Below are 19,546 nucleotides of genomic sequence, written 5' to 3'. Positions count from 1 at the left end.
CCTCCCCCTGGCGGGGGAGGATTGAGATTTAGTCCAGGTTAGGCCGCAGCCAGCGCTCGGTGATGTCGAGCGGTTCGCCCCGGCGTGCCGCATAGTCAGCGACCTGATCCGGCCCGATCCGCGCGACGCCGAAATAGCTCGCCTCCGAGTGGCCGAAATAGAAGCCAGAGACCGCCGCCGTCGGCAGCATCGCGAAGCTTTCGGTCAACGTGATGCCGGTCTTTTCCTCGGCGCCGAGCAGATCGAACAGGATCGGCTTCAGGCTGTGATCCGGGCACGCCGGATAGCCGGGTGCTGGACGGATGCCGCGATACTGTTCCTTGATGAGCGCTTCATTGGTCAGCTGCTCGCCCTCGGCATAGCCCCAGAGCGTCGTGCGGACGTGGAGGTGGAGCCGCTCGGCAAAGGCTTCGGCGAGGCGATCGGCCAGCGCCTTGAGCAGAATGTCGTTATAGTCGTCCGTGTCGGCCTTGAAGCGCGCGATATGCGGATCGATGCCGTGAATGCCGACCGCGAAGCCACCCATCCAGTCGTCCTGCGGCGCGACGAAATCGGCGAGGCACATGTTCGCACGGCCTTCGCGCTTCTTGATCTGCTGGCGCAGGAAGGCGAGCCTTGTCTCGCCGTTCACGATCACGTCGTCGCCATCGCTATAAGCCGGCCAGAGTGCGGCGACGCCCCGCGCAGTCAGCCACTTCTCCGCGATGATCGTATCGAGCATCTTCTGCGCATCGGCGAACAGGCTACTCGCGCTCTCGCCAACGACCGGATCGGTGAGGATCGCGGGATAAATGCCCGCCAGCTCCCACGCGCGGAAGAACGGCGTCCAGTCGATCAGTTCACGCAGATCCTCGAGCGGCCAATCGGCGAAGACATGCGTGCCCGGCTGCTTGGGCGCATCGGGCTTGAGCGCGAAATCGGCGACGAAGGCGTTGGCGCGCGCCTCCTCGATCGTCGACAGTTCGTTCTGGCCCTTGCCCTCACGCGCGATGCGCACCGCATTGTAGTCGGCGGCGGTCTTGCGGACGAACTCGTCGCGCTGCGTGTCCGACAACAGGGTCGATGCGACGCCGACCGCGCGGCTCGCGTCGAGGACGTGGACGACCGGACCTTCATAGACCGGCGCGATACGCAGTGCGGTGTGGACCTTCGACGTGGTCGCCCCGCCGATCAGCAGCGGCATCGTCATGCTGGTGCGCTGCATCTCGGACGCCACCGTCACCATCTCGTCCAGCGAGGGGGTGATGAGGCCCGAAAGGCCGATCATGTCGGCATCGTTCTCGTTCGCGGCCTGCAGGATCGTCATCCACGGCACCATCACGCCGAGATCGATCACCTCGTAACCGTTGCACTGGAGCACGACGCCGACGATGTTCTTGCCGATATCGTGCACGTCGCCCTTGACCGTGGCCATGATGATCCGGCCCTTCGAACGCGCGCCGGCCTCCTTTTCCGCTTCGATGAAGGGCAGCAGGTGGGCGACCGCCTTCTTCATCACGCGGGCGGACTTCACGACCTGCGGCAGGAACATCTTGCCCGATCCGAACAGGTCGCCGACCACGTTCATACCGTCCATCAACGGGCCTTCGATCACCTCGATCGGGCGTGCGAACTTCTGCCGGCATTCCTCGGTATCGTCGACGACATAGGCATCGATGCCCTTGACCAGCGCATGTTCGAGCCGCTTGACCACGTCCCAGCCGCGCCATTCCTCGGCCGCCTTTTCGGCTACGGCATCGGTGCCGCGAAAGCGCTCGGCGATCTTGATCAGCCGCTCGGTCGGCGTCTCCTTCTCCGATCGCGCCGGGCGGTTGAGGATGACGTCCTCGCATGCCTCGCGCAGATCGGGATCGATCGTGTCATAGACATCAAGCTGGCCCGCATTGACGATGCCCATGTCCATGCCCGCGGGAATCGCGTGATACAGGAAGATGCTGTGCATCGCCTTGCGCACCGGCTCGTTGCCGCGGAACGAGAAACTGAGGTTGGACAGACCGCCAGAGATATGCGCGTGCGGACAGCGGGCGCGAATTTCCTTGCACGCCTCGATGAAGTCGACGCCGTAATTGTTGTGCTCCTCGATCCCGGTCGCCACCGCGAAGATGTTGGGATCGAAGATGATATCCTCGGGCTGGAAACCGTCGGCGATCAGCAGCTTGTAGGCGCGCTCGCAAATCTCGACCTTGCGGTCCTTGGTGTCGGCCTGCCCGACCTCGTCGAACGCCATGACGACGACGGCGGCGCCATATTGGCGGCACTTGCGCGCGTGGAGCAGGAAGGCTTCCTCGCCCTCCTTCATGCTGATCGAGTTGACGATTGGCTTGCCCGAAACGCACTTGAGCCCCGCCTCGATCACGCTCCATTTCGAACTGTCGACCATCACCGGCACGCGCGCGATATCGGGCTCGGCGGCGATCAGCTTGAGGAAGGTCGTCATCGCCATTTCGGCGTCGAGCAGACCTTCGTCCATGTTGACGTCGATCACCTGCGCGCCGTTTTCGACCTGCTGGCGCGCGACCTCGACCGCCTTGGTGTAATCGCCGCCCATGATGAGCTTCTTGAACGCCGCCGATCCGGTGACGTTGGTGCGCTCGCCGATATTCACGAACTGGGTGGAGGCGGGGGTCGTCATACTGTGTCCTTCCCCCCTCCCGCTTGCGGGAAGGGCCGGGGGTGGGCGCCCGGTCGCCAAGTCAAGATCGCTTTCGGGATGAGCGCGGAGGCCCACCCCTGCCCCTCCCGCAAGCGGGAGGGGTTAAGGTCGTCACGCCACCATCGTGAACGGGTCGAGACCCGCCAGCTTCATGCGGTGATCGTGCGCGTGCGGCTGACGCGGGGGTTTGCCCGCGACCGCCTTGGCCATCGCCGCGATGTGCGGGGGCGTCGATCCGCAGCATCCACCGACGACGTTGACCAGTTGCGTGTCCGCCCAATCCTCGATGAAGCCGCCGGTCGTGTGCGGCTGCTCATCATATTGACCGAGATCGTTGGGAAGGCCCGCATTCGGATAAATCATCACCAGCGCGTCGGCGATGCCCGACAGCACCTGAACGTGCGGGCGCAGCAAGTCCGCCCCGAAGGCGCAGTTGAGGCCCACGGTCAGCGGGTGCGCATGGCGCACCGCATACCAGAACGCCTCGACCGAATGGCCCGAAAGGTTGCGGCCTGACATGTCGGTGATCGTCATCGACAGCATCATCGGGATTTCGACCCCGCGCTTCGCCTGCTCCTCGAACACCGCCATGATCGCCGCCTTGGCGTTGAGCGTGTCGAAGATGGTCTCGATCAGGATGAAGTCACAGCCGCCGTCCATCAGCGCCGCGACCTGATCCTGATACACATCGCGCATCGTATCGAAATCGACCGCGCGGAAACCCGGATCGTTGACGTCGGGCGATAGCGACAGCGTCTTGTTGGTCGGCCCGATCGCACCGGCCACGAAGCGCGGGCGCCCGTCCTTCGCGGCATAATCGTCGGCGGCCTTGCGCGCGATGCGTGAGGCGGCGAGGTTCATGTCGCGCACCAGATGGACCGCGTCATAATCACCCTGGCTGATGATGTTCGCGTTGAAGGTGTTGGTGGAGACGATGTCCGACCCGGCATCCAGATACTGCCGGGTATATTCGTCGACCACCTCGGGCTTGGTCAGCACGAGCAGGTCGTTATTGCCCTTCTGATCGCTCGGCAGATCATAGGATCCCCGATAATCGGCCTCGGTGAGCTTGTAGCGCTGGATCATCGTGCCGGCAGCGCCGTCGGTCAGCAGGATCCGCTCCTTCGCCTGCTGGCGGAAGAGCGCGGCGGCTTCGGATTTCTTGATCGTCACGCGGCCTTCTCCAGCCCGGCCTTGTCGCCGCGCAGCCCCAGCAGGTGGCAGATCGCGAAAGACAGCTCGGCACGGTTGAGCGTGTAGAAATGGAACTGGCGGACACCGCCCGCATAGAGGCGGCGACACATCTCGGCGGCGATCGTCGCGGCGACAAGCTGACGTGCGCCGGGATGATCGTCGAGCCCTTCGAACAGACGCCCCATCCAGGCGGGAACCTCGGTGTTGCACATTGCCGACATCCGCTGGGTCGCGGCAAAGTTCGACACGGGCATGATGCCGGGGACGATCTCGGCATCGATGCCGGCCGCGCGCGCCTTGTCGCAGAAGCGGAAATAATGCTCGGGCGAGAAGAAGAACTGGGTGATCGCCCGGTCCGCTCCCGCATCGAACTTGGCCTTGAGATTGGCCAGGTCGAATTCAGCGCTTTCCGAATCCGGGTGGCATTCGGGATAGGCCGCGACCGAAATTTCGAACGGGTGCAGCTTCTTGAGGCCCGCGACCAGATCGGCCGCATTCTGATAGCCGTCCGGGTGCGCCTGGAACTTCGCGCCCGCGACCGGCGGATCGCCGCGCAGGGCGACGATGTGGCGCACGCCGTCATCCCAATAAGCGTTGGCGACGTCGGCGATCTCCGCCTTCGACGCCTCGACGCAGGTCAGGTGCGCCGCCGCCGGAATGTCGGTTTCCTTCGCAATCCGCGCGACCGTGTTGTGGGTGCGCTCGCGGGTTGATCCGCCCGCGCCGTAGGTCACAGACACGAAGCGCGGCTTCAGAATCTTGAGTGTCTGGACCGACGCCCAAAGCGTCTCTTCCATCTTCTCGGTCTTGGGCGGGAAGAACTCGAACGATACCGTCGCGTCCCCCGCGACATCGGCGAACAGGGGCGCATCGAGCGCGCGGCGCGCTTCTTCAAGCTGACCGAAAGGAACCGAGTTCATCTGACTGCCTTCAATGCGGCGCGCGTACCCCGCGCGCCCAACCACAATTTCACGGTAAGCGCATCGCCCACCAGCGCATCCACATCCACCAGCGACAACCCCGCCGCTTCGAACCAGCCGCGCAACTGATCGTCGTCGAAGCCGAGCCGGGCATGCGCGTCCCGCGTGCGAAGCTCCTCACGATCATGGCTGGCGAAGTCGACGATCAACAGGCGCCCGCCCGCGTCGAGCAACCGCGCCGCCTCCGCGATCGCCGCCGCCGGCTGCTGCGCGAAATGCAGCACCTGATGGAGAATGACAACATCGGCCGCACCATCGCCCAGCGGCAGCGCATACATGTCGCCCTGCCGCAGCTCGGCCTGGCTTAGCCCCTCTTCGGCGAACTTGGCGCGAGCCAGACGGAGCATCTCCGGGCTGCGATCGATGCCCAGTGCGCTCTGCGCATTCGGGCCGAGCAACTCGATCATCCGCCCGGTGCCGGTGCCGATATCGACCAGCCGACCGATAGGTGAACCGTCGAGCAGCTTGACGATCCGCGCCTCGACCTTGCTTTCGGGAACGTGGAGCGACCGGATCGCATCCCATTCCTCGGCATGATCGGCGAAATAGCGCGCGGCGGCAGACGCGCGATCGGCGCGGACGGCGGCAAGGCGTGCGCGATCCGCAACCACCCAGGCATCCTCACCCTCGCCCGTCCACGCATCGAGCGCGGCGACCAGCGGCGCGACCCGATCGCCATCCCCCAGCCCCAGGAACACCCAGCTGCCTTCCTTTCGCCGATCGGTCAGACCGGCGTCGGCAAGAATCTTGACATGGCGCGAAACACGCGGCTGGCTCTGGCCCAACACCTGGGCCAGCTCGCCGATCGACAACTCCATCGCGCGCAGCAGTTGAAAGATGCGCAGGCGGGTCGGATCGGCCAGTGCACGGAAGATCGCGGATGCATCTGAGGCCATATATGCAGACATAAAGATGTCTTTATATGCGGTCAAGGGAACTTGCGATCAGCTTATGAGTATGACAGGCGCGTAAATACGCACCAAGGGGACAATTCCGCATGCGCCGCACGGCCCAAATCCTTTCCGCGCTGGCGATCGTCGCCGCGCTTCCCGCCTGCACCACGACCCGCGTCGGCGAGGATCGACTGGCCCAGCGCGATCCCCTCGAAGGTTTCAACCGTGGCGTCTGGGGCTTCAATCGCGGGGCCGACAAGGTGGTCATCAAGCCGGTGACCACGGTCTATCGCGCCGTGGTACCGAAGCCCGGCCGCGACGGCGTGCGCAACTTCTTCAACAACGTCAGCGAACCGTTCAGCCTCATCAACAACGTCCTGCAGGGCAAGTTCGATCGCGCCGCACGCAATCTGGGCCGATTCCTGGTCAACACGACCGCAGGTATCGGCGGCCTGTTCGATGTCGCGAGCCGCGCGAAGATTCAGCCGGCCCCCGAAGATTTCGGCCAGACGCTCGGTGCGTGGGGTGCCAATGGCGGGCCTTATCTGATGCTGCCATTCTTCGGGCCGTCGACGATGCGCGATGGCGTCGGCCTTGGCGTGGCGTGGGTTGCCGATCCCTACAGCGTCTGCCGGCGCGAGTGCGGGTTGCCCAAGGAAGTACGCTACGGCCTCCTCGCTGCAACCGTCGTCGACGCGCGAAACTCGCTGATCGAAAGCGGCGCCGACAGCTTCCTTGAAAGCGCGCTCGATCCTTATGCTGCGGCGCGGTCGGCCTATTTGCAGCGCCGGCACGCACAGATCCTGAACCAGGAAGGCGGCGATCAGGCCGCCGAGGACGCAGCCGCCGCGGACTCGGTTGCCAACCCGATGGGCGGCAGTCCGGCCACCGGGGTGGACGAAGATGCCGGTATTCCGGCCCCCGACGCGACTTCGGCGGCCGACGCCGATGCGGGCATTCCGCCGGCGGATGCAGCACCTGCCCCCGCACCCCAGCCCGCAGCGCCCCAGACCCCGCCTGCACAGCCCCAATAACTACCGGAACAAGAGACATTGCATCGCACACAGCAAAACGGTAAGACGGTCGTCGCCTGTTTCGGGGGGAAACAAGCCTGAACGGGATTGGGACCGTTCACGCCACTGATTTTGAAAACTTCCGGAGATTCCGATCATGAAGAAGATCGTTGCCCTTTCGCTGATCGCCGCTGCGTCGCTTTCGGTCGCCGCTTGCAAGAAGACCGAAGCCCCGGTCGCCAACGACACCAACGTCGTCGAGAACTCGACCGAAGTCGTCGAAGACTCGAACGCTGCGATGGCCGACACCAACGCGATGGCTGTCGACAGCAACGCTGCTTCGAACGCGATGTAATCTCGCTGGCGCCGCCCCGTGCGGCGCCGGAAGATTTGGAAAGGGCCGCGCCTTCGGGTGCGGCCCTTTCTTTTTGGGCTTCACCGCATCACGGGCTGGCTGACGAGCAGAGCCTCGTTCGAGCATGCCGCCCCGTCGGTGATCGGCGCGCTCTTCGCCAATGCTGTCAGCTCCACGCGTGAGGCGACGACGGCGTCGGCATAAGCCCGTTCGGTCCGGACCACGTCGAGCATCGAGCCCGCCGCCATCCGCCCCGCCTCGATCGCGCTGGCATTATGCGATCCGCACACGACCCGACTCTCCCCGAACGCCCGCGCGCGGGCGAGAATGGGGGACGCCTGTTTATGCAGCACCTCGGCCAGGATCAGTCCCCACGTCCAGCTGCGCGTCGCCGAACCCGACGGATAGTCATAGGAGCGGCCGAGATTGGCGATCGGCTCGCACACCTCGCCCTGATCGATCTGGAAAGGACGCTGGCGGCGGTAGAAGATCTTGATCTTCTCGATCGCCTCGTTGCTGTCGATGCTCGCCTTGTCGAGAAGCGCCGCCGTCTTGGGCGCGGTCTGCGGGGTCAACTTGATCCCGGCCGCGCAACTGAAGTCGCGCATCATCGACGCGGTATCGGCGGCGACATCGTTCACCGCCATGTCCCAACGCGGGGTGCCCTTCAACGCGCGGGTGAGCTTGAAGATTTCACGATCGGCGACACCGCGCGGCTCCTCCTTGATGGGAGCCGGTGGCAGGACGTCGATCAGGTCGAAATAGCCCGATGGCAGGAAGCCCTTGGGCTTTTCATCCTGCGCCACCACCATCATTGGAATGGCGGCCAGTGCCGCCGCCACGCCGCCGATCATCCAGCGATTCATCGACCTCTCCCCTGTTGTCGCCGCAAAGTGTTGCGCGGTCGACGGGGAGCGTCAATCAGCGGTGCTCAGCTCTTGCTGTAATATTCGGCATAGGCGCGGTCGGGACGATAGCTGTAGCCATAATCGTCCGACAGCAGGGTGGTGTCGTAGCGGTTGAGCACGGTGCCGATGCACGGCGCCGGCGACAGAAGGCGGAAGCTGTCCCGCACTTGCTTACGCGTAGTGACGCCATCCTCGACGATCATCAGATAGGCGTCGATCTTCTGCGAGATGACGACCGCGTCGTCATTGGCAAACACCGGCGGCAGATCGCAGATGCAGATCGTGTTGTCGGGCAGCTGGCGCATCGCGGCGATCAGCGCGTCCATCCGCGCCGACGCGACGAGCTCGTCGGACGCCGCATCGTTCGGATAGCTGGGGAAGATCGTCAGTTGCTCGCCCTCGATCGTGCGCGCGACCTGCTGGAGATCGGAGATCGTGCCGTCGAGGAAGTGCGAGATGCCGAACTTGCCCGATAGCGCGAAATTCTGCGCGATCGTCGAGCGACGCAGATCGAAGTCGAACAGATAGGTGTGCAGTTCGGGCTGGCGCGCGAGCGACGCGGCGAGGTTCGACGCGACGAACGACTTGCCCACGCGCGGCGCAGGCGAAGTGACGCCGATCAGCTTCCAACCCTTGGCCTTGGCGATGCGCAGCACCTGCGCGCGCAACAGATTGAACGGCCGCGAGCGTATATCGCGGCTGTCGAAACCATAGACGCCATTCTTGCGCAGTCGCTCGAACGCCGACGGGCGTCCGGCGGAGCCGACCACCGGAAAAACGGCTTCGTCACGCTGCGCGGGTTCGTAGGTCATGCCGTTGCGTGATCCTTACGCTTGAACAGCTGCCACCAGCGCCGTTTGGGCGCCGATCCGCGGCCATTGCCCCGGATCGTCGGAATGACGACCAGTGGCCCTACCCCTAACAGATTTTGGAGCGAAGCGGTCCCCCGTATCGGCCGCATGAACAGCTCGATCAGGAGCGCGAGCATCACGCCGCCAAATGTGCCCAGTGCGATGCCGCCACCGATCAGCAGCGGCCGGTTGGGCGAGGAGGGGCGATCGGGCAAGGTCGGCGGATCGACCAGCACCAGCCGATCGCCGCGCTGCTCGATCTCCATCTTCTGCGCGGCTTCGGCCGCCATCAGGCTCGCCTGCACCTTGTCGTAGCTTTGCCGGAAGCCATCTGCGCGCCCCTGAAGCTGGCGCAGCTGTTCCTCGATCAACGGCGCGCCCGCCTGCGCCGACATCGTCGCATTGGCCCGCGCGCTTTCGGATGAACGCTGCGCGTTCAGCGCGGCGATCGCACGGTTGTTGTCGGCGATCTGCTTGCTGGACAGTGCGTTCGGCGTGGTTTTGGTCGCGACGGACTTGGCCAGCGCGCGCGCCTCGATCACGCGCTGCTCGGCGGCGATAACGTCGGGATGGTTGTCCGAATAGAGCGCCTTGGCGGCCGCCAGTTGGGCCTCGGCCTTGGCGAGATTGTCGTCGCCCGCATTGGCCATGCCGCTGGCCTTGGCCATCAGCTCGGTATTCTCGCGCTGCAGCCCCGAAATCTGGATGTCATAGCTGCTCGTATTGGGCACATATCCGCCCAGTCGCGAGAGGGCCAGGCCGTTGCGGCTCTTGATCTGTTCGATCTGCGCTTCGACCTCACCGACCTTGATCTGGATCCCCTGCGCCTGATCGCGCAGGAAGTTGACCGTGGCATTCGCCTGGTTGCTCAACTGGCTCGAATCGAGGCGCAAGAGACGCTGGGTGAATTCCTGCGTCACTGCCTGCGCCTTGGCCGGATCGTCGTAAGTAAAGCTGATCGCGAAGGCGATCGTGTTCGAACGATTGCGGGCCGTCGGCGCGAAATCGGACGATACCGGCACGATGTCGGTATCGCCGCGCATCTTGTCGATGATCTGTGACAGCGGCTGGGTGCGCCGTTCGTCGAGGTAGAGGGCGTTGCCCTGAATGATCTCGATCAGCTCGGGACGGCTGAGCACCTGCTGTTTGATCTTGGCCAGCCGCTGATCGATCATGTCGCCTGCAGGCGAATTGGCGATATCGTCGGGCAGATCCTTCGACTGCACGACGATCGTCGCCGACGACTGGTAGCGCGTCGGCAGCGCAAAGGCGAAGGCGAGGCCCGCAATCTCGCACGCGAACATCGGCCCCAGCACGAACCATTTCCGCTGAAGCAGGATGGACGGCAGATAGCCGAGGATACCCTCGTAAATCTCCTGATCGGCGTTCGGCAGGCCGGCTTCGGTCATGACGATCGCGGCAGGACCAGGGTGGCGCTGACTTCGCCGCCGATATCGGCCTTGATATCCTGCCCGGCACCCAGGAACGTTCGGTTTCCGAAGACGTCGCGATAATGCGCGCTCGCGCCCACGACCACGTTCGGAAACAGCTTGTAGTCGAGCCCGCCCTGCGCCGACACGTAGCGGCGCTTGCCGATGAGCGCGAGTTGGCTCTCGCTCTGCGAGAAGCTGCCGCCGCCGTTGAATCCGAGCCGCTCGGTCAACTGCTGGTGCATGTTGAACGCCAACTGATCGCGCGTGACGGTACCGCCGAAGCCCGAGGCGCTCACCTGGCGCGATGCCGAGAAGCAGAAATTGTTCATGCGCCCGCGATGGCAGAGGTCTGCCGTACCGGCCCAGCCCGTATTGCGCTGATCGTTGCCCGGCCCCGGCACCTTGAGATCGGTGAACGAGATACCCAAAGACGCATCGAAGCTCCACGTTTCCGAAATGCTGGTGGAGAAGGTCACGTTCGGTTGCATCACCAGCGTGTCGAGGCCCGGCGTATCATAGCTGATGTGATAGACGGTGCCGCTGAGGCCGACCTTGGTCTTCTCGCTGATCGCGCGCTGATAGCCGATTGTGCCGCCAAGATTATCCGAATCCGATCCCACCGGACGGTTCGGATAGCGGGTGAGCGCCGCCGAGACATTGCCCGTGATCGTGTCCCGCGGTGACACCTGCCAGTTATAGCCGGCCGATCCCTGGAGCGTGTTGCTGCGCTGACGCGTGCCGATCAGGTTCACGTCGGTATCGTCGACGGGCAACGAACCCGGCACGCCGGTGATCGTGTCATCATTCTGACCGATGATGCGGCTGTCGTAACGCAGGCCACCGAAGACATCGAGCTTCGGGCTGAGCTTCTGTTTGACGTCGAGCCCGCCGCCATAGCCGCTCACGCCATCATAATTGCGGAAATACTCGGTGCGGTCGTAATTGCCGCGCAGGACCACACTTCCCTTCTCGGTGACCCAACTGAGCGACGGATCGATGCTGCCCGTGACCGATCCCGACGCCAGGTCATTGCCCGCCGACAGAAACGGATTGCTCGAATAACCAAGCCGAACCGACGTTTCGACAGCGGCCTTCACGTTCGCGGCCACGGCCGGCGCCGCGACGCCCACCATCATCACCGCGATCGCCGCGATGCCCGACCGATATGCCCCCACATTCATCTTCATGGAACGACCACCACATCCCCGCTCTGAAGCTCGACAAGACCGCTCTGGAGATCGGCCTGCGTGGGCGATCCCTTCATTGCGCTGTCGAGCTTGACGTCGATTACCGTGAGCTGCGCACCGCGCTTACGGTAGATTTTGACCTTGGAAAGATCCGCGAACTCGGTGGGGCCGCCGGCGACGCTGACCGCTTCGAGGACGTTCATATAATGACCGGGCGTAAAGCTGCCCGGCGCCTTGACGCGGCCGGCAACCGAAAAGCTGAGGCCCGACGGGCTCTTCACCGCCACGGTGACGCGCGGCACGCCGTTGCGATACTGATCCGCCAGGCCAGCGGTGATCACCGTCTCCAGATCGGACGGCAGCTTGTTGAGAGCGTCGATCCGGCCGATCAGCGGGAAGGAGACGCTGCCGTCGGGTAGCACCTTCAGCGCGCGCTGGAGCCGTTCGTCGCCCCACACATAAACTTCGATCTCGTCACCTGGATTGATGCGATAGGGCTTCAGGGGAGAGGGAGCCACGGCGCCGTCCGAAACGGCGGCCACCGCCGCGCTGGTCTGCGCGGCCGTGGGCATGGCGGAAAGCCCCACCAGCGTCGCCGCCAAAATCGCCCCAACACCCGGCTTACGCATCACACACATCATCCCGTTGCTCGCGTCCCGGTCATCGTCCCATGCCGGGACATCGCCGTAACCCAATCCCACGTTCCGTTCCGTCTGCCCCAAAAGACTGTTGTCTCAAAACGGAAAACGGCGCGGGGAGCCTGCCATTTAGCAAAGGATTGTTAATTCCGGGTTGATGCGGGGCCCAAGGCCCGACCCGCGCCCGTTCGACGCCGAATTTCAAAGGATCGCGCCGAAGTCGCGGCGCTGGTGCGGGCGGAGGGGATCGAACCCTCAAGAGCCGAAGCCCGACGGATTTTCACACCACTTCGGCTTTCGCCGCCGACGGCGCCAATGCACCGACGTTCGTGGTCCGGACTATCCCTTCGCCCTGTCCGCAACGGAGCTGTCCGAAACGGAGTTAGGCGCTGCCCGTCTAGTCTCTACACCTTCCGTGGGATGACCCACGGCTTGGCTCGGGATTACCAGGAACCTGAAGGCTTCCCCGAATTTGAGCAGTTCTGCATCGCGCGTTTCCCCGCGAGCACCCGATTTGGTTCAAGTCCGTTGCGTCTACCAGTTTCGCCACGCCCGCCAGCGCCGCTGCCGCGTCCATAGCGTGGCAAGAGCGCGAGCGCCAAGCTCAAACCCACGCCTCAGACCCAAACTTCAGACATTGAGGCGCGCGCGCATCTCCTTGCCCGGCTTGAAATAGGGCACCCGCTTGGCCGACACTGAAACCGCGTCGCCGGTGCGCGGATTGCGCCCCTGTCGGGCTTCGCGCGCGCGGGTCGAGAACGCCCCGAAACCGCGCAGCTCAACGCGCCCGCCATCGGCAAGCCGCTGAGAGATCGCCTCGAAGAAGGTCGTCACGATCTTCTCGACCTCCTTGGGCGAGAGATCGGGATTATCCCGTGCCAGCAATTCGACCAGTTCAGACCTGATCATGCCATGATTCCCCTCAAAACCATGCCGTTTCAACACATGTCCTCACATGTGGGCATGTGCTCGAACGCTTCGGACCGGCTTTCCCCCCACCGTCGATGCGTCGATTCCGCAGCTTAACGAGAAAACATAACGCAAATCAATGCATGGTGCGGCCTTCGCTTGCGCGCCGTGCGACGAAAATCTAGATTTTCGCCGAATTCCGTGCTCCGGGGGGATATTGGATGCGCAACCGTTTGATTAAGACCGTCTTCGTCGCTGCGATTCTGGCACCTGCGCTGCCCGTCGCGGCCGCGCCACTGCCCAAGCCGGCAATTTTCGGCGTGTGCGCCGCTTGCCACAAGACAGACAAGGGCGCGCCCAACGGAATCGGGCCGAATCTCTTCGGCATCGGCGGCGCAACTGCAGGCGCCGTTCCGGGCTTCGCCTTCTCTCCGGCGATGAAGAAATCGGGGATCAAGTGGACCCGCCCGAACCTGATCAAGTTCATCCAATCGCCCCAGGCAACCGTTCCCGGCACCCGCATGCCGTTCATGGGCCTCAAAAACCAACAGTCGGCCGAACAGGTCGCGGATTATATCCTCAGCCTGAAATAAGGTGACGGCCTCCCCGTCCCATGCCGGGGAGGCTTCATCATCACCACATCGGATCGGACGTCGCTCTGTCCGCCAGCGGCTCGGCGAAGCCATCCAGCATCTCGCCGACGTCATGGACGGCATCCATCGTCTGCTGGCTCGCACTGCTCAGATAGGTGCCGTTGTACATCACGCCCGAAATCGGTCCGCCGGTGATCTTGCTGATATAACCCATCACCTGATCGAACGACATCTTGCCGGGCGCAAGCTGGCTCGGCGCGGTCAGCGACGCGACCGGATCGCCGCAGGCCATTAGCCGCGCTAGTCGGATCGCTTATCCGATACCGCTTCGACGAGGCCGAGCGTTCAGCGCGTTTCGACGCGCGTGTATATCCGCCCGTGGCTCAGCCGCTCGGCCAGCGCCAGCTTGCTCAACTGCGCGCGGATCGCGGCGCGACTGGCGGCGAAATCGGGGGACGTCGATAGATCATGCCGCATGGCGCACCTCCTTGGTTGCGCCCCTTATGGCCCGCCATTCTGATCGATAGAAACGCATACATAGGATCAGAGTGATCGATACGATCGTTTAACGTGCGATCTCGTAACTGACCGTGATCTGTGCGCGGGTCTCGATCGGGCGCGGCTTGATATCGATCGAGATCGGCGGCGGCGGTGGAGGCGGGGCCGCCACCGCCCGCTGCGCCGTTACGATGATATCCTGCCCACCACCAAAGGCCGCCTGATCGCGGATCGAGGCGACATCGCCCAGCTTCACGCCCGATCCGGCGGCTGCCGTCTCCGCACGTCGGCGCGCATCCTTGAACGCCAATATGGCCGCGCGGCGCTGTGCCGCATCCGGATCGGCCAGCGCGAAGCCGGTCACGCGCGCGTCGCTGGCACCCAGCCGCGCCGCCAGCCCAGCCGCCGTGGCGATCTTGTCGACCGCACGGCTGCGCAGCTGCGCCTGGCTGATCGCGATATAGCCGACCACCGCGCAGGCGCCGCGGCTCAGCTGTACGCTGCCAGGATATACCGGACGCCCATCATTGCAGGCGCGATCGCGCACCTCGACGATGTTGACGTTGCTGGTGGTGAGTTCGCTGTCCTTGCCGAGCAGGCCGAGCAGCCCGCCCGACAGAGCCTTCAGCCGTGTCGCAAGCGCCCCTGCTGCCGCATCGGCGCTGTCGCCCTCGCCCCGCACCGTGAAATCAAGCGTCGCGATGTCCGGCTGCGCGCGATCGACGGCGACGCCGACGACCGTGATCAGACGTTGTGGCAGGCCTTCCTGCGCCATCGTGGGCGTCGCGGCGAGCGCCCCGAACATAAGGATCCAGCGGCTCGACATCGACATCCCCTTTTTATGCGAACGATTCGCAATGCCTAGCATGGTGGGCGGGGATTGCGACAATTCCAAATCCTCCCCCCGGCGGGGAGGATTTCGCCGGGCAAACAAAAAGGGCGCCGGATCGCTCCGACGCCCTCCATGTTCCTTGCGGACCAGCCGATTAGCTGGCGTCGCCCTTGGCCTTGAGCGCCGCGCCCAGGATGTCGCCGAGCGACGCACCCGAGTCCGACGAACCGTATTGCGCGACAGCCTGCTTCTCTTCGGCGATCTGCATCGCCTTGACCGAGAAGGTCGGCTTCTTCGAACGATCGAAGCCGGTGACCATCGCGTCGAACTTCTGGCCGACCTGGAAACGCTCCGGACGCTGCTCGTCGCGGTCGCGGCCGAGGTCGCCACGCTTGATGAAGCCGATCGCGCCGTCGTCGCCAGCCTGCACTTCCAGGCCGCCATCGGTGATCGCCATGACGGTGATCGTGGTGACCGCGTTCTTGTTCAGGCCCGAACCGCCGGTCGAAGCAGCACCACCCGCCGCGACGCCGCCGCGCTCGAGCTGCTTGATGCCGAGCGAGATGCGCTCCTTCTCCGAGTCGATGTCGAGGACGATCGCCTTGACGGTCTCACCCTTGTGGTGAAGCGCCAGAGCCTCCTCGCCCGACACGCCCCAGGCGATGTCCGACATGTGGACCATGCCGTCCACATCGCCGTCCAGGCCGATGAACAGGCCGAACTCGGTGGCGTTCTTGACTTCGCCTTCGACGGTCGAACCGATCGGGTGACGCTCCGCGAAGCTCTCCCAGGGGTTGTTGACCGCCTGCTTGAGGCCCAGCGAGATGCGGCGCTTGTCGGCGTCGACCTCGAGGATGACCACGTCGACTTCCTGCGAAGTCGAGACGATCTTGCCCGGGTGGACGTTCTTCTTGGTCCAGCTCATTTCCGAAACGTGGACCAGGCCTTCGATGCCCGGCTCCAGCTCGACGAACGCGCCGTACTCGGTGATGTTCGTCACGCGGCCGGTGAACTTGCCGCCGATCGGATACTTGGCGCCGGCGCCTTCCCACGGATCGCTCTCGAGCTGCTTCATGCCCAGCGAGATGCGCTGCGTGTCCTTGTTGATGCGGATGATCTGCACCTTCACGACGTCGCCGATGTTGATCATCTCGTTCGGATGGCCAACGCGCTTGTAGCTGAGGTCGGTGACGTGGAGCAGGCCGTCGATGCCGCCCAGGTCGACGAAAGCGCCGTAATCGGTGATGTTCTTGACGACACCCTCGATCACCTGACCTTCGGCCAGCGACTGGATCAGGCCCGAACGCTGCTCGGCGCGGGTTTCCTCGAGGACGGCGCGGCGCGACACGACGATGTTGCCGCGGCGGCGATCCATCTTCAGGATCTGGAAGGGCTGAGGGATATCCATCAGCGGCGTGACATCACGCACCGGACGGATATCGACCTGCGAACCGGGCAGGAAGGCCACGGCGCCGTTCAGGTCGACGGTGAAGCCACCCTTCACGCGGCCGAAGATCACGCCTTCGACGCGCTTGCCTTCGCCGAACTCGCCTTCCAGCTTGTCCCAGGCGGCTTCGCGGCGGGCGCGATCGCGGCTGAGCATCGCTTCGCCGTGGATGTTCTCGACGCGGTCGACATAGACCTCGACTTCGTCGCCGACCTTCAGGTCAGCCTTCTGGCCGGGGGCTGCGAACTCGCGGAGGGGAACACGGCCTTCGGACTTCAGGCCGACGTCGATGACGGCCAGATCGTTCTCGATGCCGGTGACGGTGCCCTTGACGACGCGGCCTTCGAAGCCTTCGCCCTCGCCGAGGGTCTGATTGAGGAGAGCCGCGAAATCATCGCGAGTCGGGTTGGCGGCAGTTGCCATAAAAAAGTGTTTCCTACGTTCGTTTTTCCGGCCGTCCGGTTGGTTCCGGAGGTCTTGGAGGCCAGAAAGCCATGCGGGCCCCATGCCCGACACGGCATCCGTTGAACGGCACGATCGTGGAAGCTGCTGGCGGATTCGCTACGCAATCGCCGCAAACGCAAAAGGCGCGCCAGAGGATCGGCTTTATCACCGTCCCCCTGTCACGCCTGCGATAGCGCCGCGATTTAGCGGTCTGCCGTCCTGGCTTCCACGAGCGAAATCGCCCGCTGGACGGCCGCGTCTATACTCAGATCGCTGGTATCCAGCAAGTCCGCATCATCCGCCTGCCGCAGCGGTGCGGCAGACCGTCCGGAGTCGCGTTCGTCGCGGGCAAGGATGTCGGCCAGGACGCTATCGAACGACACCCCCTGTTCCATCGCGTCGAGTTCCCGGAAGCGGCGCTGGGCGCGCACTTCCGAACTGGCGGTCACGAACAGCTTGGCCGGCGCCTGCGGCGCGATCACCGTGCCGATGTCGCGCCCATCGAGCACCGCGCCGCCATCCTGCATCGCGAAATCGCGCTGCCGCTCGAGAAGCGCCTCTCGCACCTGCGGATGCGCCGACACGATCGACGCTGCCTTCCCCGCCGCTTCGGTCTTGAGCGCCGGATCGTCGAGCAAAGCGGGATCGAACGCGCATCCCCGCAGCGCATCGGCCGCATCGCCCGGATCGCCATCCGCGCGCGTCACCGACACGCCCACCGCGCGATAGAGCAGCCCCGTGTCGAGATGCGGCAGCCCATAATGTTTCGCCAGCGCCTTCGCGATCGTCCCCTTGCCCGACGCTGCCGGGCCATCCACCGCAATGATCACGCTATTTCAGCCCCCAACGCCGTCATCAGATTCACGAAGCCCGGAAAGCTCGTCGCGACCGGCGCCATATCGTCGATCATCACGTCGCCCTTCGACGCCAGCCCCGCCACCGCGAAGCTCATCGCGATCCGGTGATCGAGCCGCGCGGCGATCGTCGCACCGCCGGGCAGTTTTTCGCCGCCTGTGCCGTCGATGATCAGCCCGTCCTCGAGTTCCTCGACCCGCGCGCCGATCGCGCGGAGCCCTTCGGCCATCACCGCGATCCGATCCGATTCCTTGACGCGCAACTCCTCCAACCCGCGCGCGACCGTCCGCCCCTCGGCCAGCGCGGCCGCGACGAACAGCACGGGATATTCGTCGACCATGCTCGCGACCGTCTCGACCGGGGTTTCGATGCCCTTGAGCGCCGATCCGCGCACGACGATGTCGGCCACCGGCTCGCCGCCCACCTCGCGCTCGTTCGCGAAACTGATGTCGCCGCCCATCATCCGCAGCACGTCGAACAGAGCCGCGCGCGTCGGGTTGAGCCCGACATTGGTGACGGTCACCTCCGACCCCGGCACCAGCAGCGCCGCGACCACCGGAAACGCCGCCGAAGACGGATCGCCCGGAACCACTATATGTTGCGGCTTCAGCTCGGCCTCGCCCCGGATCGAGATGATCCGCGTCGCGCCGTCCAGCTCGACCGACAGCTCAGCGCCGAATCCCTTCAGCATCCGCTCACTATGATCGCGGGTCGGCACTGGCTCGATCACCCGCGTGACGCCGGCCGTATTGAGCGCCGCCAGCAGCACCGCGGACTTCACCTGCGCAGAGGCGACCGGCAGGCGATATTCGATCGGCACCGCCGGGTTGATCCCCCGCATCGTCAACGGCAGGCGACCACCGGGCGATGTCGTGAACTCCGCACCCATCAGCGACAGCGGCTCGATCACGCGCCCCATCGGCCGCTTCGACAGCGAAGCGTCGCCGGTAAAGGTCGCAGTGATCGGGTGACTCGCGATCAGGCCCATCAGCAGACGGGTCGACGTGCCCGAATTGCCCATCTCGATCGCGGTCTCGGGCTGGAGCAGGCCGCCCACGCCGACGCCATATATATGCCAGCGCGAATCCTCGCCGCGGGTGATCTGCGCGCCCATAGCCCGCATCGCCGCAGCCGTGGCAAGCACGTCCTCGCCCTCCAGCAATCCCTCGACGACGCTCTCGCCCACCGCGAGCGCGGAGAGCATCAGCGATCGGTGCGAGATCGATTTGTCGCCGGGAACCGCGACCGCACCTTTAAGCGGACCGGGCGCGCGAAAGGCCATCGGTGTGGGATTGGAACCATGCATGATGGGGGCGGCTTTTGACAGCGGCCCTACGCTATGGCAAGGCGCGCGGCGTTTCCCGTGTTCCGTGTCGTCGGGACATGCGGACCTTCATTTTCTGTTGGAGTTATGTGACCGTGGTGAAACCGGAATGGGGCACCAAGCGGGTCTGCCCGAAATGCGGCACTCGCTTCTACGACCTGGGTAAGGACAATCCCGTTTCGTGCATCGAATGCGATGCCATGTGGGAACCCGAGCCCTTCCTGAAGTCGAAGCAGCCGCTGCCGTTCGACGCGCCCAAGAAGGAAGTGCCCGAGCGCCAGGATTCGGATCTGTCCGATGACGAGGATCTCGACATCGACGAGGACGCCGAACAGAATCCCGACGACGACGTCGATCTGGGCGGCGATGACGATATCGGCCTGTCGACCGACAGCGGCGAAGACGAGAACTGATTTTTGCGCGCGGGCGGCCGCCTTCGGGATGCCGCCCGCCGATTTTTCTGCCGGGGCGCAAAAGCCTCTTGCAGCCATCCGCGCCCTGACCTAAAGGGCGCCCTCCGCTGCCTCCCAGGGGCAGCG

The 19,546-nt window shown here is 64.5% G+C and carries 20 protein-coding genes; 4 read left to right on the top strand and 16 right to left on the bottom strand.

Annotated elements, in window-relative coordinates; all coding sequences use genetic code 11:
- Positions 1–28: 28 nt before the first annotated feature.
- The 4 genes from metH to FYJ91_RS10540 all read right to left on the bottom strand — a co-directional run bounded on the left by metH (position 29) and on the right by FYJ91_RS10540 (position 5,735).
- Positions 29–2,632, bottom strand: coding sequence for a methionine synthase (gene metH / locus FYJ91_RS10555; protein ID WP_149522185.1), 2,604 nt, complete (start codon positions 2,630–2,632; stop codon positions 29–31).
- Between the two features lie 132 nt (positions 2,633–2,764).
- A complete protein-coding gene (locus FYJ91_RS10550) occupies positions 2,765–3,820 on the bottom strand; it encodes a homocysteine S-methyltransferase family protein (RefSeq protein ID WP_181008464.1) in 1,056 nt (351 codons plus the stop codon).
- A 2-nt stretch (positions 3,821–3,822) separates the two neighbouring features.
- The gene (metF, locus tag FYJ91_RS10545; RefSeq protein WP_149522183.1) at positions 3,823–4,767 is read right to left on the bottom strand and encodes a methylenetetrahydrofolate reductase; all 945 of its coding nucleotides are present in this window, start codon (positions 4,765–4,767) and stop codon (positions 3,823–3,825) included.
- Entirely contained in the window at positions 4,764–5,735 is a 972-nt protein-coding gene (locus FYJ91_RS10540; RefSeq protein ID WP_149522182.1) for an ArsR/SmtB family transcription factor, read from the bottom strand. Before FYJ91_RS10540 ends, metF begins: the two co-directional genes overlap by 4 nt.
- 89 nt (positions 5,736–5,824) lie before the next feature.
- Between FYJ91_RS10540 and FYJ91_RS10535 the strand changes: the two genes are divergently transcribed.
- Positions 5,825–6,754, top strand: a complete 930-nt coding sequence (locus tag FYJ91_RS10535; RefSeq protein WP_246152557.1) for an MlaA family lipoprotein — start codon at positions 5,825–5,827, stop codon at positions 6,752–6,754.
- 136 nt (positions 6,755–6,890) lie between these two features.
- Positions 6,891–7,088: a circumsporozoite protein gene (locus tag FYJ91_RS10530; RefSeq protein ID WP_149522181.1), complete on the top strand. Its 198-nt coding sequence runs from the start codon at positions 6,891–6,893 to the stop codon at positions 7,086–7,088.
- Positions 7,089–7,168: 80 nt separating this feature from the next.
- On the opposite strand, the gene FYJ91_RS10525 is transcribed toward FYJ91_RS10530, so the two are convergent.
- From FYJ91_RS10525 to FYJ91_RS10495, 6 genes are all read right to left on the bottom strand, one after another.
- The gene (locus tag FYJ91_RS10525) at positions 7,169–7,954 is read right to left on the bottom strand and encodes an acid phosphatase (RefSeq protein WP_149522180.1); all 786 of its coding nucleotides are present in this window, start codon (positions 7,952–7,954) and stop codon (positions 7,169–7,171) included.
- Positions 7,955–8,019: 65 nt separating this feature from the next.
- Positions 8,020–8,808: a CpsD/CapB family tyrosine-protein kinase gene (locus tag FYJ91_RS10520; RefSeq protein WP_246152556.1), complete on the bottom strand. Its 789-nt coding sequence runs from the start codon at positions 8,806–8,808 to the stop codon at positions 8,020–8,022.
- A complete protein-coding gene (locus FYJ91_RS10515; protein WP_149522179.1) occupies positions 8,805–10,256 on the bottom strand; it encodes a GumC family protein in 1,452 nt (483 codons plus the stop codon). The genes FYJ91_RS10520 and FYJ91_RS10515 overlap by 4 nt, the downstream gene beginning before the upstream one ends.
- On the bottom strand, positions 10,253–11,467 hold the full coding sequence (locus FYJ91_RS10510; protein WP_181008446.1) for a porin family protein: 1,215 nt from the start codon (positions 11,465–11,467) through the stop codon (positions 10,253–10,255). Before FYJ91_RS10510 ends, FYJ91_RS10515 begins: the two co-directional genes overlap by 4 nt.
- On the bottom strand, positions 11,464–12,096 hold the full coding sequence (locus tag FYJ91_RS10505; RefSeq protein WP_149522177.1) for a polysaccharide biosynthesis/export family protein: 633 nt from the start codon (positions 12,094–12,096) through the stop codon (positions 11,464–11,466). The genes FYJ91_RS10510 and FYJ91_RS10505 overlap by 4 nt, the downstream gene beginning before the upstream one ends.
- 639 nt (positions 12,097–12,735) lie before the next feature.
- Positions 12,736–13,014: an integration host factor subunit beta gene (locus FYJ91_RS10495; protein ID WP_149522176.1), complete on the bottom strand. Its 279-nt coding sequence runs from the start codon at positions 13,012–13,014 to the stop codon at positions 12,736–12,738.
- A 221-nt stretch (positions 13,015–13,235) separates the two neighbouring features.
- Here FYJ91_RS10495 and FYJ91_RS10490 point away from each other — a divergent pair, with 221 nt between their 5' ends.
- Positions 13,236–13,607, top strand: coding sequence for a c-type cytochrome (locus FYJ91_RS10490; RefSeq protein WP_246152555.1), 372 nt, complete (start codon positions 13,236–13,238; stop codon positions 13,605–13,607).
- Between the two features lie 40 nt (positions 13,608–13,647).
- On the opposite strand, the gene FYJ91_RS10485 is transcribed toward FYJ91_RS10490, so the two are convergent.
- The 6 genes from FYJ91_RS10485 to aroA all read right to left on the bottom strand — a co-directional run bounded on the left by FYJ91_RS10485 (position 13,648) and on the right by aroA (position 18,989).
- Positions 13,648–13,899 carry a hypothetical protein gene (locus FYJ91_RS10485; protein WP_149522175.1) on the bottom strand — a complete coding sequence of 84 codons (252 nt, stop codon included), beginning with the start codon at positions 13,897–13,899 and terminating at the stop codon, positions 13,648–13,650.
- A 53-nt stretch (positions 13,900–13,952) separates the two neighbouring features.
- On the bottom strand, positions 13,953–14,084 hold the full coding sequence (locus tag FYJ91_RS21000) for a hypothetical protein (protein ID WP_281290592.1): 132 nt from the start codon (positions 14,082–14,084) through the stop codon (positions 13,953–13,955).
- An 88-nt stretch (positions 14,085–14,172) separates the two neighbouring features.
- Complete coding sequence (locus tag FYJ91_RS10480) at positions 14,173–14,931, bottom strand: SIMPL domain-containing protein (RefSeq protein ID WP_181008445.1); 759 nt, start codon at positions 14,929–14,931, stop codon at positions 14,173–14,175.
- A gap of 160 nt (positions 14,932–15,091) precedes the next feature.
- On the bottom strand, positions 15,092–16,807 hold the full coding sequence (gene rpsA / locus FYJ91_RS10475; protein ID WP_149522173.1) for a 30S ribosomal protein S1: 1,716 nt from the start codon (positions 16,805–16,807) through the stop codon (positions 15,092–15,094).
- A 224-nt stretch (positions 16,808–17,031) separates the two neighbouring features.
- Positions 17,032–17,658, bottom strand: a complete 627-nt coding sequence (locus FYJ91_RS10470; protein WP_149522172.1) for a (d)CMP kinase — start codon at positions 17,656–17,658, stop codon at positions 17,032–17,034.
- The gene (aroA, locus tag FYJ91_RS10465) at positions 17,655–18,989 is read right to left on the bottom strand and encodes a 3-phosphoshikimate 1-carboxyvinyltransferase (protein WP_149522171.1); all 1,335 of its coding nucleotides are present in this window, start codon (positions 18,987–18,989) and stop codon (positions 17,655–17,657) included. Before aroA ends, FYJ91_RS10470 begins: the two co-directional genes overlap by 4 nt.
- 113 nt (positions 18,990–19,102) lie before the next feature.
- Between aroA and FYJ91_RS10460 the strand changes: the two genes are divergently transcribed.
- Positions 19,103–19,420 (top strand): TIGR02300 family protein, encoded by a 318-nt coding sequence (locus FYJ91_RS10460; RefSeq protein ID WP_149522362.1) that lies wholly within the window; start codon positions 19,103–19,105, stop codon positions 19,418–19,420.
- Positions 19,421–19,546: the final 126 nt, after the last annotated feature.

Origin of the sequence: Sphingomonas montanisoli, assembly GCF_008274695.1 — a bacterium.
Taxonomy (GTDB): Bacteria; Pseudomonadota; Alphaproteobacteria; order Sphingomonadales; family Sphingomonadaceae; genus Rhizorhabdus; species Rhizorhabdus montanisoli.
The sequence above is the reverse complement of the archived record's forward strand: the minus strand, read 5'-3'. Positions and strand labels throughout refer to the sequence as shown.

Bases quoted from the DNA above. Each gene is read 5' to 3' on its own strand.
- metH (WP_149522185.1), bottom strand. From the start codon at position 2,632: ATGACGACCCCCGCCTCCACCCAGTTCGTGAATATCGGCGAGCGCACC.
- metF (WP_149522183.1), bottom strand. From the start codon at position 4,767: ATGAACTCGGTTCCTTTCGGTCAGCTTGAAGAAGCGCGCCGCGCGCTC.
- FYJ91_RS10540 (WP_149522182.1), bottom strand. From the start codon at position 5,735: ATGTCTGCATATATGGCCTCAGATGCATCCGCGATCTTCCGTGCACTG.
- FYJ91_RS10535 (WP_246152557.1), top strand. From the start codon at position 5,825: ATGCGCCGCACGGCCCAAATCCTTTCCGCGCTGGCGATCGTCGCCGCG.
- FYJ91_RS10530 (WP_149522181.1), top strand. From the start codon at position 6,891: ATGAAGAAGATCGTTGCCCTTTCGCTGATCGCCGCTGCGTCGCTTTCG.
- FYJ91_RS10525 (WP_149522180.1), bottom strand. From the start codon at position 7,954: ATGAATCGCTGGATGATCGGCGGCGTGGCGGCGGCACTGGCCGCCATT.
- FYJ91_RS10520 (WP_246152556.1), bottom strand. From the start codon at position 8,808: ATGACCTACGAACCCGCGCAGCGTGACGAAGCCGTTTTTCCGGTGGTC.
- FYJ91_RS10515 (WP_149522179.1), bottom strand. From the start codon at position 10,256: ATGACCGAAGCCGGCCTGCCGAACGCCGATCAGGAGATTTACGAGGGT.
- FYJ91_RS10510 (WP_181008446.1), bottom strand. From the start codon at position 11,467: ATGAAGATGAATGTGGGGGCATATCGGTCGGGCATCGCGGCGATCGCG.
- FYJ91_RS10505 (WP_149522177.1), bottom strand. From the start codon at position 12,096: ATGCGTAAGCCGGGTGTTGGGGCGATTTTGGCGGCGACGCTGGTGGGG.
- FYJ91_RS10495 (WP_149522176.1), bottom strand. From the start codon at position 13,014: ATGATCAGGTCTGAACTGGTCGAATTGCTGGCACGGGATAATCCCGAT.
- FYJ91_RS10490 (WP_246152555.1), top strand. From the start codon at position 13,236: ATGCGCAACCGTTTGATTAAGACCGTCTTCGTCGCTGCGATTCTGGCA.
- FYJ91_RS10485 (WP_149522175.1), bottom strand. From the start codon at position 13,899: ATGGCCTGCGGCGATCCGGTCGCGTCGCTGACCGCGCCGAGCCAGCTT.
- FYJ91_RS21000 (WP_281290592.1), bottom strand. From the start codon at position 14,084: ATGCGGCATGATCTATCGACGTCCCCCGATTTCGCCGCCAGTCGCGCC.
- FYJ91_RS10480 (WP_181008445.1), bottom strand. From the start codon at position 14,931: ATGTCGAGCCGCTGGATCCTTATGTTCGGGGCGCTCGCCGCGACGCCC.
- rpsA (WP_149522173.1), bottom strand. From the start codon at position 16,807: ATGGCAACTGCCGCCAACCCGACTCGCGATGATTTCGCGGCTCTCCTC.
- aroA (WP_149522171.1), bottom strand. From the start codon at position 18,989: ATGCATGGTTCCAATCCCACACCGATGGCCTTTCGCGCGCCCGGTCCG.